The sequence below is a fragment of the Pseudoalteromonas sp. SCSIO 43101 genome (assembly GCF_023650775.1).
Classification (GTDB): domain Bacteria; phylum Pseudomonadota; class Gammaproteobacteria; order Enterobacterales; family Alteromonadaceae; genus Pseudoalteromonas; species Pseudoalteromonas apostichopi.
The window spans coordinates 2,053,142-2,070,253 of sequence record NZ_CP072673.1 but is presented as its reverse complement, the minus strand read 5'-3'; the positions used below and the strand labels follow the sequence as shown (position 1 = coordinate 2,070,253).

The following is a 17,112-nucleotide window of genomic DNA, read 5'->3' as shown; positions in this document are numbered from 1 at the left end:
ATAGTTAAAGAATTTCGTTGCCTTTAAAGGAAAAAAATTATGATCTTCGTTTAATTTTTAGGTTAATATTAGGTAAATATATAAATAATTTTAAAATAGCTAACTAGGGAGAGGTCAATGCCTTTATTGCGATGGCTAAGTATTATAGTTTTCAGCTCATTGTTAGTTGCCTGTGGCGGCGGTGGGTCATTAGAGAATGATAGTGGTTCACTTGGTGGTGGGGATGATGGTACAACCGATAACCCAAGTTTTGTCGTTGCTGTTCAAGGTTTCGTAAAGGACACAGATCAAGAATCGAGCTCAGTAACATCTGATACACCATTAACTATATTAGCTTCTCTGACCAGTAATGGTGATGCGGTTTCAAGTGAAGTTATAAGCTTTAGTTTAGATGGTGACATTGGCTTGCTTGATCCTGTTTCTGGAACTGCTCTGACTAATGCTGGTGGTGTCGCGTCAATTACACTAACTGCGGGTGATACTGCGGGTGCAGGGATTATTACTGCTACTTATGTTGTTGGTGATGAAACATTCAGTGATACCTTTGGCTTTACATCAGATGGCTCTGAAACAGATGACTCAAGTGTTAGTGGCAGTATTACTCTTGATGTGTCAATTTTAGACAGCACAGGCTCGCCATTTACAGTAGAAAACCCTGTTAGCAAAGATAATAAAGGGACAGTTACTGCAACCTTATTAGAAGAAGAACAGCCTTTACAGGGGCAGCTAATTTCTTTTACAACAAATTATACAGGCAAAATCACTCCTGTATTAGGCACTGCATTAACTGATGCAAATGGTGAAGCTTCAGTAACGTTAAGTAGTGGTGATTCTAAAGGGGCTGGTCAAGTAGTTGCTACATACACGGATGAAAGCGGTAACACAATCACTAAAATTGCAGGCTTTATTTCAAATGGTGATGATGCCCCTGTTGAAAGTGCCGAAGCGGAACTTGATATCAAGCTGTTACAAGGGTGCGCAACTAACTGGGAGGCTAATCGTAATACAACATCACTTGAAACAACTTACCTAGCTTCAGGGTGTAGCGTCGTAAATCAGTTTTCATCTGACGAACTCATCGACGTTATGGTAAAAGTGACTGATACAAGTTCGGGTGATGGTATCGACGGTATTATCGCTGAGCTTTCGACTGATCTTGGCGCTTTATTACCAGAATCAGGAAAAGCGCTTACTGACAACTTTGGTTTTGCAATTTTAAAACTACAACCTGGCGCAAATAGTGGTGCAGGTGAAGTATCTGTATCTGCTAAATCGGTGACTGCATCGAAAGCATTCGAAATTGCAACTGCTGAGTTAAGTGTAGAAATTTCAAATGGCTTATATAACAAGGTAGATGACGCCGGTAATGTAATTGATGACGAATTTGTGCCACTTGCAGCGGGTGCAACAACGGTTATTACAGTTAGTATTTATGATGCTGACGGTGAGCTGTTTGTAACGCCATTAGATGTTGAGTTTACATCTGGTTGCGTTGAATCTGACCTCGCTGTTATGGATGACACCGCAACGAGTATTAGCGGTATTGCAACTGCAACATATAGAAGTAACGGCTGTAACACAACACAAGGTGATACGGTCACAGCAACAGTCCTTACCGGGGGAACACCAAAAGTTGTTTCAGTGAATGTGCCAGTATCGGCCGCAGCTGTAAGTTCGATTGAGTTTGTTGAAGCTACCGAGCATGTAATTGCACTAAAAGGGACTGGTGGTGTATCTCGCAAAGAAATTAGTCAACTTACATTTAAGTTAACTGACGAAATTGGTAATACGGCAAAACAAAAGCGATTAGATTTTCGTTTGAGCTCGACTAATGGTGGCATTTCACTTTCTGAAGTAACAGATGCGACAGGTTATTCGCATGCAAGTGTTTCTACAGATTCAGAGGGCTTAGCAAGAATTCAAGTTAATTCAGGCTTTGTACCTCAAGCTGTTCGCGTACAAGCGTGCTACATACCAGATGAACTGATTCCTGAAAACCAAAACGATAATGTAACTTGTTGGAAAGAGCTTTATGATGAATGCCTTCTTGATGAATCTGAGCGAGATAACAATGTTTCATGTCCAACAGGTCAGCTTTCTTTAGTTTCATTAGATGAGCAAATAACAACCGTATCTGATCTTGTTTCAATTAGTTCAGGTTTACCTGATGGTAATAGTTTTACGGCTGCCCCAACAAACTTTAATGTCGAAGCATTAAATTATAACGGTGTTCTTGAGGAAATTAACGTTTATCTTGCAGATCATTTTAATAATCCTGTACCTGATGGCACATCTGTATATTTAACAACAGAAGGCGGTGCTATAGGAACAATTGATGGCACAGAGTTTAACCCTCAGCTTGAGTGTAATACAGTTGATGGACAATGTGTTGCCCAGTGGCGTTCACAAAATCCAAAACCATTTACAGAAGCTAAGTGGGGTAACAGAATCAACAGCATTAATCCAAAAACTGATGCAATTAACTGTGACCTTTACTTTGGAGCCGCAGCGCCTTGTATGGCAGGTATTTTAAACGCTGCATTCAATGAAAATGGCGTACCGCTAGGAGGCCGTGCCACAGTACTTGTCACAGCAAAAGGTCAAGAGTCATTCATCGACATTAATGGTAACGGCCGTTTTGACACCAACGAATATTACAGTGGCTATGACCTGACAGAAGCATTTATCGATCATAATGAAAATGGTTTTTATGATGGTTTAGCAGCAATTTACGACCCAGTTACTGCATCAGTGACAAAGGCTGCTGAAAATTGTCAAGAAGGTGCTACTGATGATCCGTGTAGTCCAGAAAATACGAATGCCGGACACTTCGAAGAAAGCTGGGATATTGACCTTAATGGCATGCATACACTAGCGGATGGAAAATATAATGGTTTAGTATGTAAGTCAGAGGCAACAACGCCAACAGATGGTGATACTTTTGAAAGCCTATGTACTAAAGAATTAGTTGATATTCGAGATTCTTTTGAAATTATTATGTCTGGTAGTACTGCGTACAGTCGATTTGTAGTTACAAAAAATGAGCTGCGTAGCCGATTTGCTGATGCTCTTGCTGAAACAACTGAAGATGATCCTACAGTTTTCACAGATAATGCAATGCAACTTGCTAGGGATATTGAGGAATGTAATCCAATCCGACGTTTTCCTGCAGCTGATGTAAAAGGTGCGTTTGTTCTCGATTTAGAGGAAACAGCTGATACTAATTATTGTGATGTGAGAAATATAAACATTACAACTGCTGATTCTGGTACTGAATTAGCCGCATTAACTTTTGCAGTTTATTACTCTGATATTTTTAATAATCCAATGCCTGCAGGGACCAGTGTTTCAGTAACTGCAGATAATGGAGAATACAGCGGCACTGATGGCTTTGAGCTTCGAAATTCAGCTGCGACAGCAGCGTTTGGAGAAGTTTTATCAATAAGTCGAGAGTCAGAAAGAAATGGTAAAACTGAAGGCTTTTTAACTGTTGAATTTACAACTGGAAAAGGCAACATTTCAACTGCTCGAATTGCAATTACTGATGATGGCTAATAAGTAGTTATTTGTTTAAATTTAAAAAAATGCCAACCAGAAGGTTGGCATTTTTGTTGCTGTTCTATATATTCCCCTTGAAATTACCGCAAAACGCCACATTGACTAAATTAGCAACAAAAATTGTTTAATTATTCAGTCAATGAAGAAAAGTTTCGATTAAAAGCTTGTAACAATTGGTGTTTGTAGATATACCTATAAATATTCGTGCTCCAATGTTAAAAAATCATACTTATTTGTTTAATGTGATGGATATACATTTATAAGGGCAAAAAACTTTTAAAATATTCGGTCAGAAATAGGCAGCTATGGGCAAATCACTTGTAATTGTAGAGTCTCCAGCAAAGGCAAAAACAATTAATAAATACTTAGGTAACGATTTCATCGTAAAGTCCAGTGTTGGGCATGTGCGTGATCTACCAACTTCAGGTTCAGGCAAAACGAAAACTGCAGCGACGAAAACGCCTGCTGAAGTTCGAAAAATGTCACCAGAAGAAAAAGCTGCCTACAAAAAGCAACGCGATTATAAAAATCTTGTTGCCCGCATGGGTATTGATCCTGAAAAAGGCTGGGAGCCACATTACGAAGTCTTACCCGGCAAAGAGAAAGTTGTTCAAGAATTAAAAAAACTTGCTGAAAATGCAGATAAAATCTATCTCGCAACCGATTTGGATAGAGAAGGGGAAGCCATTGCATGGCACCTCGAACAGATTATTGGTGGCGAGCCTGAAAAATATAAGCGAGTTGTTTTTAACGAAATTACGAAAAATGCTATTCAACAGGCATTCGAAACACCGGGCGAACTAAACACTGATATGGTGTATGCGCAGCAAGCACGTCGTTTCCTTGACCGTGTTGTAGGTTTTATGGTGTCGCCGCTATTATGGGCAAAAGTTGCTCGTGGCTTATCAGCTGGTCGTGTTCAATCTGTCGCGGTGCGTCTACTCGTTGAACGCGAACGTGAGATTAAAGCATTCATTCCTGAAGAGTTTTGGGATGTCCACGCTGATGTAAAAAATACTGAAGCAGCTTTAAGGTTAGAAGTTACCAAACACGCAGACAAGCCTTTTAAGCCAGTTAATGAAGAGCAGGCGATGTCTGCCGTTAGTCAACTTGAAAAAGCTGACTACAAGGTCATTAGTGTTGAAGAAAAGCCAAGCAAGAGTAAACCGAGTGCACCATTTATTACTTCAACCATGCAACAGGCAGCAAGTACGCGCCTAGGTTATGGTGTTAAGAAGACGATGATGTTGGCTCAACGCTTGTATGAAGCTGGCCATATTACTTACATGCGTACCGACTCAACTAACTTATCGAAAGATGCCGTTGAAATGTGTCGTGATTACGTGACTGAGCAATTTGGTGAAAAGTATTTACCTAAAGCACCTATCAGCTATAGTTCTAAAGGCAATGCACAAGAGGCGCACGAAGCGATTCGTCCTTCGAGTGTCACTGTGTTATCTGGTCATTTAGATGGTGTTGAGGCCGATGCTAAAAAGTTATATGAACTAATTTGGCGTCAGTTTGTTGCTTGCCAAATGGTCCCTGCAGAATACGATTTAACAACTTTAACGGTTGGCGCGGGTGATTATCAATTAAAAGCAAAAGGCCGTGTGCTTCGCTTTGACGGTTGGACAAAAGTTCAGCCAGCTGTTCGTAAGAAAAACGAAGAAGATCAGTCACTGCCTGCAGTTAAAGAAGGTGATGTACTCACGCTTGTAGAGTTAGACCCTAAACAACATTTTACAAAGCCACCAGCACGCTTTAGTGAAGCAAGCTTAGTTAAAGAATTAGAAAAGCGTGGTATCGGTCGTCCTTCTACGTATGCATCTATCATCTCAACAATTCAAGACCGTGGTTATGTGCGTGTTGAGAACCGTCGTTTCTTCGCTGAAAAAATGGGTGAGATTGTTACGGACAGGTTAGTTGAAAACTTCGAAGACCTAATGAACTTTGATTTTACCGCTAAGATGGAAGGTCGTCTGGATGATATCGCAGAAGGTGAACGTGTCTGGACACAAGTACTAGATAAGTTTTATGCGGATTTTTCAACCCAGCTTGAAGTTGCCTCAGGTGATGAAGAGCACGGCGGTATGCGCCAAAATCAAATGGTTGAAACCGACATCGATTGTCCAACCTGTGGTCGCAAGATGGGTATCCGAACTGCATCAACCGGTGTGTTCTTAGGCTGTACGGGTTACAACCTGCCACCAAAAGAGCGTTGCACAACAACTATGAACTTGGTGCCAGGCGATGAAGCAATTGCTGCAGATGTTGAAGACGTCGAAACAGAATCACTGATGCAAATGAAGCGTTGTCCAATCTGTGAAACGGCAATGGATTCATACTTAATCGATGAAACACGCAAATTACATGTATGTGGTAACAACCCTGCGTGTAAAGGATATATCGTTGAACAAGGTACCTTTAAAATTAAAGGTTACGACGGCCCCATTATTGAATGTGATAAATGTGGTTCAGATATGCAGTTAAAATCAGGTCGTTTTGGTAAGTACTTTGGCTGTAGTAATGAAGAGTGTAAAAATACTCGTAAGTTACTTAAAAATGGTGAAGCTGCACCGCCGAAGGAAGATCCAGTTCATTTACCTGAGCTAGAGTGTGAAAAATCAGAAGCTTATTTTGTACTGCGTGATGGTGCATCGGGTATTTTCTTAGCTGCAAATACTTTCCCTAAATCACGTGAAACGCGTGCGCCTAAAGTTGAAGAGTTAAAACGCTTCAGAGACCGAATTTCTGAAAAGTTTTACTATCTTGCCGATGCGCCGGCACAAGACCCTGATGGCAATCCTTCAATTGTACGTTACAGCCGTAAAAATAAAGAGCAGTATGTAATGAGTGAAGTAGATGGCAAAGCCACAGGCTGGACTGCTCACTACCAAAATGGAAAATGGGTAGAAGAGAGTAAAAAGAAAGCGCCTAAGAAAAAAGCGGCGACTAAAAAGTAAGTTTACATCTATTTAGATCATAAAAAGGGATTGCAGTTGCAATCCTTTTTTTTGTGCTTTTATGACATTTGCTAATGTCGTTTTTTACCAATCTTTGCTTTTAATCAGTTGCTATTCTGTCTCCATTATTAAGATAGGAGATTTATAATGCAAACTCGTTTATCCCAACAGCAGGTATATTCACTTAACCCAGGACTTGTTGAACATTTAACTGGACTGAGCACACTACCAGAAGATTCAAAAATAACTAGTAGGATTGTAGATCTAGTAAGACTCAGAGTGTCGCAAATAAATGGCTGTGGATTTTGTCAGCATATGCACTCAGCAGAGTTAAGACGCCATGGAGAGCATCAGCAACGATTAGATGTATTGGCTGCTTGGCGAGAAGTTCCAGTGTTCTCAGAGGAAGAAGTTTCAGCATTAGCCTGGGCAGAAGCATTAACAAATATCATTGATAAGCATGTTGAAGACAATGTGTACAACCAAGTGTCTTTAATATTTACTGAAAAAGATGTCGTGGCACTGACGGCAATTGTGTTAGAGATTAATAGTTGGAACCGTGTCGTTAAAGCGTTTCACTTTATCCCTGAGTTAACGGAGTAGAGAATAATTATGAAGTTTACACTCGCACCTAGGGTTAATGCGTTGGTAAATATATTATCAGCATGCGCCTTTTTCTTTGGTAGTATCTTATTTTTACCTGCATTTATAGAATATGCCACATTGGGGGTGGTGTTATTCATGATAGGTTCGTTATTATTTTTATTAAGTGCATTCGCTGATTATTACAGCCATTAATAACAAAAAACCGGAGCGCACATCTTTGTGTCATTCCGGTTTTCCATATTCTAAGCTGGCGTAAAATTAGATTTGTACGTCTTTTACTTTTTTATAGCCTTCAGCTTCAAGCTCATCGTTCACACACTTTAATACGTATGGCTTTAATTCTTCGTTGCTGATGTCATCATCTTTTGCCCAGTTTAAACACATTTCGGTGTATTCTTTGATCATTTCAGCTGATGCTTCTGGTGCTTCATTAGCGATTGCATTCGTTGCTGACACGCTTAAAACAGGTGCCAAAATTAGTGCTAGCAATGCTTTTTTCATTTAATTATTCCTAATCAACAAAAGTAATTATTACCGGCTCAATTGCACAGTAATGGTGCGCAATGTGTATCTCACTTTGCTTGAGTGAATTTATAAACTAAATTTCAAAAAAAGATAACGAAATTTTTTTATCGTAAAGATAAGCAAAAAATAACCACTATTTTTACCTCTAAGGCTAGCAATGGTGAGGCTAATACACGTATTATCGCGCTAATTTTAAAAAGAAAAGTGAATTAAGTTATGTCTGAACAAGTGACTCATTCAAAAATAAAGAAAGTACCAAGCAAGCTAGAACACGTTGTTGAGAGTTTTATTTTTCGCTCGCGTTGGTTATTAGCGCCATTCTTTATTGGCTTATTAGTCGCTGTGGTATTACTGCTGCTAAAGTTCTTTAAATACTTATACAGTATGGCCTTAAATACGTTCACTGCGTCAAACCAAGAGCTTTTGGTGGGCATTTTGACTTTAGTTGACACTGCGCTACTAGCAGGGCTTTTGCTTATTATCATTTTCAGTGGTTACGAAAACTTTGTTTCAAAGTTAAATATAGAAAATCACGAAGATCGACCTGTTTGGATGGGTAAGGTTGGTTTCTCGGGTCTTAAGATGAAATTGATCAGTGCAATTGTTGCTATATCGGCTGTCGAGCTTTTAAAAGTGTTTATCAGCTCAAACAATCATTCCACAGATGAGTTACTCTGGAAGGTGTTAATTCATGTTACTTTTGTGGTGTCGGGGGTGTTATTTGCGCTAACGGATTACATAAATAGTAAAACCATGAACCATTAATAGCAATCTTCCATAAAAAAGCCCTGCAATAGCAGGGCTTGGTTTTTAACAACTGATTCTTAATTCAGGGTTGCGTAAAAGCAACCGAACCCGGGCAGAGTGACTGTATTATTGTTTAATTCAGCTGTGTGATGAGAGATCTCAGTATGCTGTGAAGACACAGAGTCAGAGATTGTCAGTTCACTACTTTGCGCAGCCAAGTTAAATGCACAAAGCATTTTAGTGTCGTTAAGCGTTCGATAAAAAGCAAGCACAGGCTCTTGCGTATCTATAAATTCAATATCGCCTTCTAAGAGAACGTTTTTGTCTTTACGCCATGCCATAAATTCACGGTAGGCATTCAAAATCGAATCTTTATCTTGATCTTGCGTATTTACCGCAACTGTTTTGTGCGCATCGCCCACAGGTAACCAAGGTTTTACTGATGAGAAGCCAGCTTGCTCTGCATCCGTTGCATCCCAAGGCATCGGTGTACGACAACCGTCACGGCCTTTAAAGTTTGGCCAGAATGTGATGCCATATGGGTCTTGTAGGTCTTCAAAAGCGACTTCAGCTTCACCTAGGCCAAGCTCTTCACCTTGGTACATACATACGCTGCCACGTAAAGAGGCTAGTAGGGCTGTTAGCATCTTACATTGTTGTGGCTCAATCGTATCGCCTTTACTCCAGCGACTAGCAACGCGTTCTACGTCGTGGTTGCTAAAAGCCCAGCATGGCCAGCCTTCAGTCATGCGCTGCTCTAGGGTGCTTACAGTTGTACGAATATACTCAGCGCTATAGTCATTGGTAAGCAGCTCAAAGCTATAACCCATATGGAGTTTGTCACCACCTGATGTGTACTCAGCCATGGTTGCAAGTGAATCTTCAGATGAGATTTCGCCTAATGCAACTGTGCCAGGGTATTTGTTTAATAGGGCACGAATGTCTTGCATAAAACTCAGATTCTCAGGTTGCGTATTATTGTAGTAGTGATACTGGAACGCATATGGGTTGTCTTCGCTAAAGCCACGGCCTTGACGCTTCTCTGGTGGCTTAGCAGGGTTATCCCGTAATTGAGCATCGTGATAGCAAAAGTTAATGGCATCTAAGCGGAAACCATCAACACCTTTCTTAAGCCAAAACTCAACATTGTCTAACACCGCTTTACGTACTTCAGGGTTATGGAAGTTTAAATCTGGCTGCTCAGCAAAGAAGTTATGTAAGTAATATTGACCACGACGCGGTTCCCACTGCCATGCAGGGCCACCAAAAATAGATAACCAGTTATTTGGTTGTGTACCGTCCGGCTTTGCATCAGCCCATACATACCAATCTGCTTTGTCGTTAGTTTTATCTTCACGGCTATCAAGGAACCATTGATGTTGATCTGAGGTATGGCTCAATACCTGATCTATAATGATTTTAATATCACGTTGGTGCGCTTGTGCAATGAGTTCATCAAAATCATCAAGGTTACCAAACAATGGGTCGATATCACGGTAGTCACTGATGTCATAACCAAAGTCTTTCATTGGCGATTTAAAGAAAGGTGAAACCCAAATAGCATCAACACCTAGGCTTTTAATGTAATCAATGCGATCAATGATACCTTTGATATCACCAATGCCATCGCCATTGGTGTCTTGGAAACTGCGCGGGTAAACTTGATAAATAACCGCACCTTTATACCACTGCTTTTGAGCCATGTTTTTCTCCATCGTGACACTCAGTGTATGTAAACTGTTAGGCAACCGTTAATGCAATATGTTGCCGGAATGTCAAAAGCATACGTGAAGGGTGAGATACTGTAAAAACTCTGCATACGTATGCACGCCAAATTCATCTATGTGCTCAGTAAAATTCATTAACTTGATTTAAAAGTAAACAACTCGAATATCAATTAATAAAACTTACCAATTAGATATTCCTTCTCTTATCAACAAATGAAAACTCCAGCTTGGTGCATAAAATAGCTGGATTACACCAGAATGGTGCACCATCACAATTGGTAAGACCAATTATCATTGGTGCAGGTCTGTTCCTAATATAATTGCGTCATGTCGCTATTTAAGCGAGATAAATGGCTTAGTATCCATTTCTGTAACCAAATTAGGTTCTTAAATATAGCAAAAATGTTTCATTACTATTAACTAAGACGTAAAAATCATTAAATACTTTAAATTCAGTGGCTTGAAGGTTGGTTTTGTAAAAATGTTGTTAATTTTTGTGAGGGTGAGCTACGCTGAATACGTATGCATAAATTTGTTAAGAAAATAATCAGAGCGTTAATATTCAATTCGACAACAAAATCAGTCAGCGAATTTCAGCTATTATGTTAATGAATAACTGCAACACGTTGGCATTACAATTTGGGTAATGGGAAAACATCATGTCTATGTTCAAACCAAGTATATTAACTCTGGCTTTAACAGCCGCAGGTTTAAATAGCTTTGTAGCGTATGCTGCAGAAGAAGACCAAAAAGCGAAAAACGATAACGTTGAAGTTATCGAAGTTAAAGGTTTTCGTGGCAGTGTTGTAGAATCTATTAATACTAAACGCTTCACTCCTGAAGTTGTTGAGTCAATCTCTGCAGAAGATATCGGTAAATTACCTGATTCATCAATTGCAGAATCAATCGCACGCCTTCCTGGTTTAACAGCACAACGCCTAGACGGTCGAGCTAGCCGTGTAAGTGTTCGTGGTTTCAGTGAAAACGAAAGTGCAACGACATTCAACGGTCGTGAGCAAGTATCAATCGGTGACAACCGTGGTGTAGAATTTGACCTTTATCCATCAGAAATTATGAGTGGCGTAACGGTATACAAAACACCAAGTGCAGGTATTGAAGCTGAAGGTATTGCTGGTGTAATCGACATGCAAACTGTGAAACCTTTAAGTAAAGGTGAACAAGTTATCATGTTCAACGGTCAATATGAGCAAACAGGTTTTGATAAATTAAATCCAGACGGTGACGACCAAGGTTTCCGCGGTACGTTCTCATACATTGACCAATTTGCTGATGACACAATCGGTGTTGCATTTGCATACAACACGATGAGCTCACCAAACCAAGAAAAACGTTGGAACTCGTGGGGTTATCCTGAGTTTACGGGTGAAGATGGCAATACATACTCAATTTTAGGTGGTGCTAAGCCATTTGTACGTTCATCGACTCTTGAGCGTGATACAGCAATGCTTGTAATTGAAGCTGCGCCGACTGATCGCTTAAACATGACATTTGATGCCTTATATGTAGATTTCTCAGATGAAAAAATCCTACGTGGTATAGAAGTTCCATTCGCATGGGGCCAAGGTTCAATCGACCCAAGTTCAGCAGTTGTTGACGCTGACACTGGTTTCATTACTAGTGCAGTAACAGAAGGCCAACGTGTTGTTGTTCGTAATGACTACGAAGAGCGTAATGCTGAGCTCACTCAGTTTGGTTTTAATGCAAAATATGACATTAGCGATGATTGGTCAGTAGAATTTGACGTAAGCCGTTCTGAAGTTGAACGTCAAATTTGGAGTATCGAAAGCTACTCAGGTACAGGTCGTGGTGACGCGAATGGTGTTGCTGATACAATCGGCTATGAGTTTGACGGTGGTAACACTGGCGCGCAATTTAGTCATAACCTTGATTACAGTGATTATGACTTAATTCAACTTGGTGGCCCATTATCTTGGGGTGCAAGTGCTGCACTTAATGACAAGTATGGTTTAACAGGTACTGAGTATCAAAATACAGCGCAAGATGGCTTTATTAATGCGCCAGAAATTAATGATGAACTAAGCACATTAAAACTTGCTGCAAGCAAAGTACTTGATAATGCTTACATCAGCCGAGTGTCATTTGGTATGTCATACCGTGACCGTGAAAAGAGTAAGTTGTCGGAAGGTTACTTCATGACATTAAAAGACTTCTCTTTATCGAACCCTGGCATGGTATCAATCCCGGAGCAATACCGCTTAGGTACAGCGAGTCTTGATTTCATCGGCATGGGTAACATGGTTGCTTATGATACCAATGGTTTAGTAAATGATGGTTATTATAACCTTCTTCAAGAAAGCCTTACTGATTCAAAGCACAAAACACAATCTTGGACTGTACAAGAAGAAGTAACAGCATTCTTTGCTCAAGCTGATATCAATGCTGAGCTGGGTTCAATCCCTGTAACAGGTAATATTGGTGTTCGTTATGTGAAAACTGAACAGTCTTCACAGGGTTTTGCTGCAAACACTGTTGATGGTTTAGTTGTTGTATCAGAGACCGATGTAAGCCATGACTACAGCCACTTCTTACCAAGCATCAATTTATCGTTTGCAATTGATGAAGAGCAAACTGTACGCTTCGGCGCAGCGAAAACGATTTCTCGTGCTCGCTTAGACGAAATGAACTCATCAGTTAATGCATCTTATAACCAACAACCAGATGAAAACGGTAACTACTGGAGTGTATCTGGTGGTAACCCAGAGCTTGAGCCTAAAGAAGCAACTGGTTTTGATTTAAGCTACGAAAATTACTTCCATGAAGAAGGTTATTTCGCTGCAGCTGTATTCTACAAAGATATCACTCAGTGGATTTTCGATGGTACTTATGAAATTGATATGAGTGGTGTAGCTGACCCGTCTACTGGTGAAATCCCTGCGACTTCAACTGGTACTGGTTCTGGTAAAGTAAATGGTGGTTCTGGTGACCTTTGGGGTTATGAGCTTTCATTAACACTACCGTTCACAATGTTCAGCGAATCTTTAGACGGTTTTGGCCTAATCGCAAGCCATACAGGTGTTGAGCAAGACTTAACTGACCAAAATGGTAACGACTATGAGCTACCTGGCCTATCTGATCAAATCGATAGCTTAACAGTTTACTTTGAGCGTAATGGTTTCCAAGCGCGTACCAGCATGCGTAAGCGTAGCGACTTTAAAGGTGACGTATACGGTTTAGGTTTTGCTACTACACAAGTTGATATTAAAGGCGAAACAATTTGGGATGCTCAAATTGGTTATGACTTCAGCGAAGGTGGTGTAGAGAGCCTTGACGGTTTATCTGTCACTTTCCAAGTACAGAACATCACTGAAGAGCCGTTTACATCACTACAAGGTGATAACTCACTTCAAGTACGTGATTACCAAGACTACGGTCGTACATTCCTGTTAGGCTTCAGCTATAAGCTGTAATTAGCTAAAACAGCGATAGAAAATTGCCCTTGTGATTTGTTTTACAAGGGCTTTTTTATATCAGTGAGCTACACTCAATGAATTGAATTTGGCGTTAGGTGTACTATGGAATCAAAAAAAATTACAAAGGTAGTGATTGCCGGTGGTGGTACCGCTGGTTGGATAACCGCTGCGTTACTTAATAAAGTGCTTGGGAAAGTGCTTGATATCACGCTTATTGAATCAGCAGAAATTGGCACTGTTGGTGTAGGCGAAGCGAGCATTCCACCTATCTTGCATCTAAATGGTGCGCTTGGCATTTCTGAAAAAGAATTTATAAAGGCCACTGGCGCAACGATTAAACTAGGTATCGAGTTTGAAAATTGGCGCAGCCAAGGCCATAGCTATATGCATGCCTTTGGTGAGATAGGTAAAGACTTTCCGTTTTGTGAGTTTTATCATTTTTGGCTAAAAGCAAATCAAACACAAAACGCGCCTGATTTTTGGGATTTCTCACTTAATTACCAAGCTGCAAAAGCACATAAATTTTCCCACCTTAGTCATATTCCTAATACCCAATTAGCAGGCTTACATTATGCTTATCACTTTGATGCCACACGATATGGCGAATTCTTAAAAGAATTAGCGCAATCACGGGGCGTAAAACGTATCGAAGGCAAAATTGAATCGATTAATCAATGCCATCAAAGCGGATATATTTCTTCTTTGCTGATGCAAAATGGCAAGCAAATAGATGGCGACTTATTTATTGATTGCACAGGCCTGCGTGCCTTATTGATAGAAGAAACACTCAATACAGGTTTTGAAGATTGGTCACACTGGCTACCTTGTGATAGTGCTGTTGCAGTGCAAAGTGAATCCGCTACGGATGCAATTCCTTATACACGGTCAATTGCAAAAGACTCTGGTTGGCAATGGCAAATTCCATTACAGCATCGTGTAGGAAACGGCCTTGTATATTCGTCTCGTTTCTTATCTGATGAATCAGCTAAACAACAGCTTCTGGACAACTTACCAGCTAAGCCATTGACAGAGCCACGTATTATTAAATTTAAAACAGGGCGTCGTTTAAAGCAGTGGCATAAAAATGTGGTATCGGTTGGCTTATCGAGTGGTTTTTTAGAGCCTTTAGAATCGACCAGTATTCATTTAATTCAAAGTGCAGCCATTCGTTTAATTAAGTTTTTTCCTCATCAAGGTATTAAGCAAAGCTTAGTTGATGAATTTAATAAACAAAGTAAAACAGAATTTGAGCGAATTCGTGACTTTATTATCCTTCATTACAAGCTAACTGAACGTGATGACACTGCATTTTGGCGTTTTTGTAAAGGCATGGATATTCCAAGCAGCCTCAAAAATAAAATTGAGCTATTTAAATCCAGCGGCAAGCTCGTAAGAGAAGACGAAGAGCTATTTGCTGAAGTTGCTTGGCAGCAAGTCATGATAGGGCAAGGTCTTATTGCAGACGATCATCATCCATTAACTGATGCCTTATCTGATGAGCAGTTAAATGAGTTATTTAGTAATTTAAAAACGTTGATTAATAACACCGTAGAGCAGCTACCGAGTCACAGTCAATTTTTAGAAAAAGTACAAAATTAATTATGAAAAAAACACAGACATTTATAGCGTTAACGACCGCATTTACTATTTTTAACTCGACAGCGAGTTTTGCACTTACCGCTTCACCAGAAAATTGGTGGGTTGGAATGCAAAACGATTCTTTGCAAGTAATGCTTTACGATAACAATATTGCTAACAAAGCGTGGCAAATGATGCCTTACAAGGGCGTTGAGTTTAAAGGGGTGACAACAACAAATAACCCTAACTACGCTTTTTTAGATTTAAACATCAGCGATAATACAAAGCCGGGAAAACTGACTTTTAAAGCTGAAGATGGCACAACGTTTACTTACCCATTAAATGCTCGAGATAAGCAAAGTGCCAACCGCGATGGCTTTACAAACAAAGATACGCTGTATTTAATCAATCCTGATCGCTTTGTAAATGGTGACCCAAGTAACGACAGCGTTGCAGGTATGCAGGAGGCTGCAAATCCGAGCTTCAAAGGAGGTCGTCATGGCGGTGATATTCAAGGTGTTATTAATAGCTTAGATTATCTTGAGGACTTAGGTGTAACGCAACTTTGGTTAACACCTGTGCTTGAAAATGACATGCCAAGTTATTCTTATCATGGTTATGCTATTACTGACTTCTACAAGGTTGATCCGCGTATGGGCAGTAATGCGCTTTATAAAACCTTATCAGCAGAAGCGAAAGAGCATGGTATCGGCTTAGTGATGGACATGGTACTTAACCACTTTGGTTCATCGCATCAGTGGATGACTGACATGCCAACAGTAGATTGGGTTAACTTTGATGGCAAGTTTGAAAACGGTAAAAATGCCACAAGCCACGCCAGACAAACAATTCAAGACCCTCATGCCAGCCAATACGATAAACGTCAATTTAATGATGGGTGGTTTGTTGAGTCGATGCCTGATTTAAATCAGCGCCAGCCGTTACTCTCAACTTATTTGATTCAAAATGCCATTTGGTGGATTGAATACGCCAACTTAAGCGGCATTCGTGTTGATACCTATTCATACTCAGATAAAGCGTTTTTAGCCGATTGGACTAAAGCGATTATGACCGAGTATCCAAACTTTAATATTGTTGGCGAAGAGTGGACAACCAACCCGGCAATTGCATCTTATTGGCAGCGCGGCAAAGTCAATCAAGATGGATATACCTCTGATTTACCAAGTGTGATGGACTTTTCATTACAAGAAGCATTAATCCAAGCACTTAACGAAGAAGAAAGCTGGAATACAGGTTGGATAAAAGTATATCAATCGCTGGCGAATGACTTTTTATATGCTGATACAGATAACATTTTAGTGTTTGCTGATAACCATGACATGAGCCGTGTTTACACTGAGCTTGGTCAAGACCTCGCAAAAACTAAATTAGCCATGACGCTGCTGTTAACAACTCGCGGTATTCCACAAATCTATTACGGTACAGAGCTTTTGCTTGATAACACGCCAAGTAATGACCACGGTGATATTCGCATTGACTTCCCTGGTGGGTTTACGGGTCAAAAAACAAATGCATTCACAGGCAAAGGTCTTTCAACTGATCAGCAAGAGATGTTAAGTACCATTAAAAAACTGCTTAAGCTGCGCCAAGAAAAACCAGCGCTAAGTGAAGGTCGTTTAATGCATTTTTCACCAAAGCAAGGCGTTTACAGCTATGTGAGAGAGCATAATGGCCAAACTGTATTGGTCGTTCTTAACAAAAACCAACAAGCTATTGATTGGGATTTAAGCTACATGCAAGAAGTGCTGAAAGGCAATATTAAAGGACGAGATTTAATCAGCAAAAAACGCGTTGAACTTGCAGCGCCAATCCGCTTAAAAGCTATGCAAGCACGCTTAATCGAGCTTGAATAATTGCAACTAATAGGCTGAATACGTATGCATTTACTGTCCGTATGCAGCCCTTAACATTAGTATTAACTGATATTTACAGAAA

At 40.1% G+C, this 17,112-nt stretch carries 10 protein-coding genes; 8 read left to right on the top strand and 2 right to left on the bottom strand.

Annotated elements, in window-relative coordinates; genetic code table 11:
* Positions 1-117: 117 nt before the first annotated feature.
* From J8Z25_RS09635 to J8Z25_RS09620, 4 genes are all read left to right on the top strand, one after another.
* Positions 118-3,555 carry an Ig-like domain-containing protein gene (locus J8Z25_RS09635; RefSeq protein ID WP_130051332.1) on the top strand — a complete coding sequence of 1,146 codons (3,438 nt, stop codon included), beginning with the start codon at positions 118-120 and terminating at the stop codon, positions 3,553-3,555.
* Positions 3,556-3,863: 308 nt separating this feature from the next.
* The gene (gene topA, locus J8Z25_RS09630; RefSeq protein ID WP_130051333.1) at positions 3,864-6,521 is read left to right on the top strand and encodes a type I DNA topoisomerase; all 2,658 of its coding nucleotides are present in this window, start codon (positions 3,864-3,866) and stop codon (positions 6,519-6,521) included.
* 147 nt (positions 6,522-6,668) lie between these two features.
* Positions 6,669-7,124 (top strand): carboxymuconolactone decarboxylase family protein, encoded by a 456-nt coding sequence (locus J8Z25_RS09625; protein WP_250660966.1) that lies wholly within the window; start codon positions 6,669-6,671, stop codon positions 7,122-7,124.
* Between the two features lie 9 nt (positions 7,125-7,133).
* Positions 7,134-7,319 carry a YrhK family protein gene (locus tag J8Z25_RS09620; protein WP_250660965.1) on the top strand — a complete coding sequence of 62 codons (186 nt, stop codon included), beginning with the start codon at positions 7,134-7,136 and terminating at the stop codon, positions 7,317-7,319.
* 66 nt (positions 7,320-7,385) lie between these two features.
* Here J8Z25_RS09620 and J8Z25_RS09615 read toward each other — a convergent pair whose 3' ends face one another.
* Positions 7,386-7,628 carry a hypothetical protein gene (locus tag J8Z25_RS09615; RefSeq protein WP_054551458.1) on the bottom strand — a complete coding sequence of 81 codons (243 nt, stop codon included), beginning with the start codon at positions 7,626-7,628 and terminating at the stop codon, positions 7,386-7,388.
* Positions 7,629-7,868: 240 nt separating this feature from the next.
* On the opposite strand from J8Z25_RS09615, the gene J8Z25_RS09610 reads away from it, so the two are divergent.
* Positions 7,869-8,417, top strand: a complete 549-nt coding sequence (locus J8Z25_RS09610; protein WP_130051336.1) for a TIGR00645 family protein — start codon at positions 7,869-7,871, stop codon at positions 8,415-8,417.
* Between the two features lie 59 nt (positions 8,418-8,476).
* Here the strand turns inward: J8Z25_RS09610 and J8Z25_RS09605 are convergent, their stop codons facing one another.
* The gene (locus J8Z25_RS09605; RefSeq protein WP_250660964.1) at positions 8,477-10,102 is read right to left on the bottom strand and encodes an alpha-glucosidase family protein; all 1,626 of its coding nucleotides are present in this window, start codon (positions 10,100-10,102) and stop codon (positions 8,477-8,479) included.
* 683 nt (positions 10,103-10,785) lie between these two features.
* Here J8Z25_RS09605 and J8Z25_RS09600 point away from each other — a divergent pair.
* The 3 genes from J8Z25_RS09600 (at position 10,786) to J8Z25_RS09590 (ending at position 17,030) form a co-directional block, all read left to right on the top strand.
* Positions 10,786-13,575 (top strand): TonB-dependent receptor, encoded by a 2,790-nt coding sequence (locus J8Z25_RS09600; protein ID WP_130051338.1) that lies wholly within the window; start codon positions 10,786-10,788, stop codon positions 13,573-13,575.
* Positions 13,576-13,680: 105 nt separating this feature from the next.
* Positions 13,681-15,177 carry a tryptophan halogenase family protein gene (locus J8Z25_RS09595; RefSeq protein WP_250660963.1) on the top strand — a complete coding sequence of 499 codons (1,497 nt, stop codon included), beginning with the start codon at positions 13,681-13,683 and terminating at the stop codon, positions 15,175-15,177.
* 2 nt (positions 15,178-15,179) lie between these two features.
* Entirely contained in the window at positions 15,180-17,030 is a 1,851-nt protein-coding gene (locus J8Z25_RS09590) for a glycoside hydrolase family 13 protein (RefSeq protein ID WP_250660962.1), read from the top strand.
* Positions 17,031-17,112: the final 82 nt, after the last annotated feature.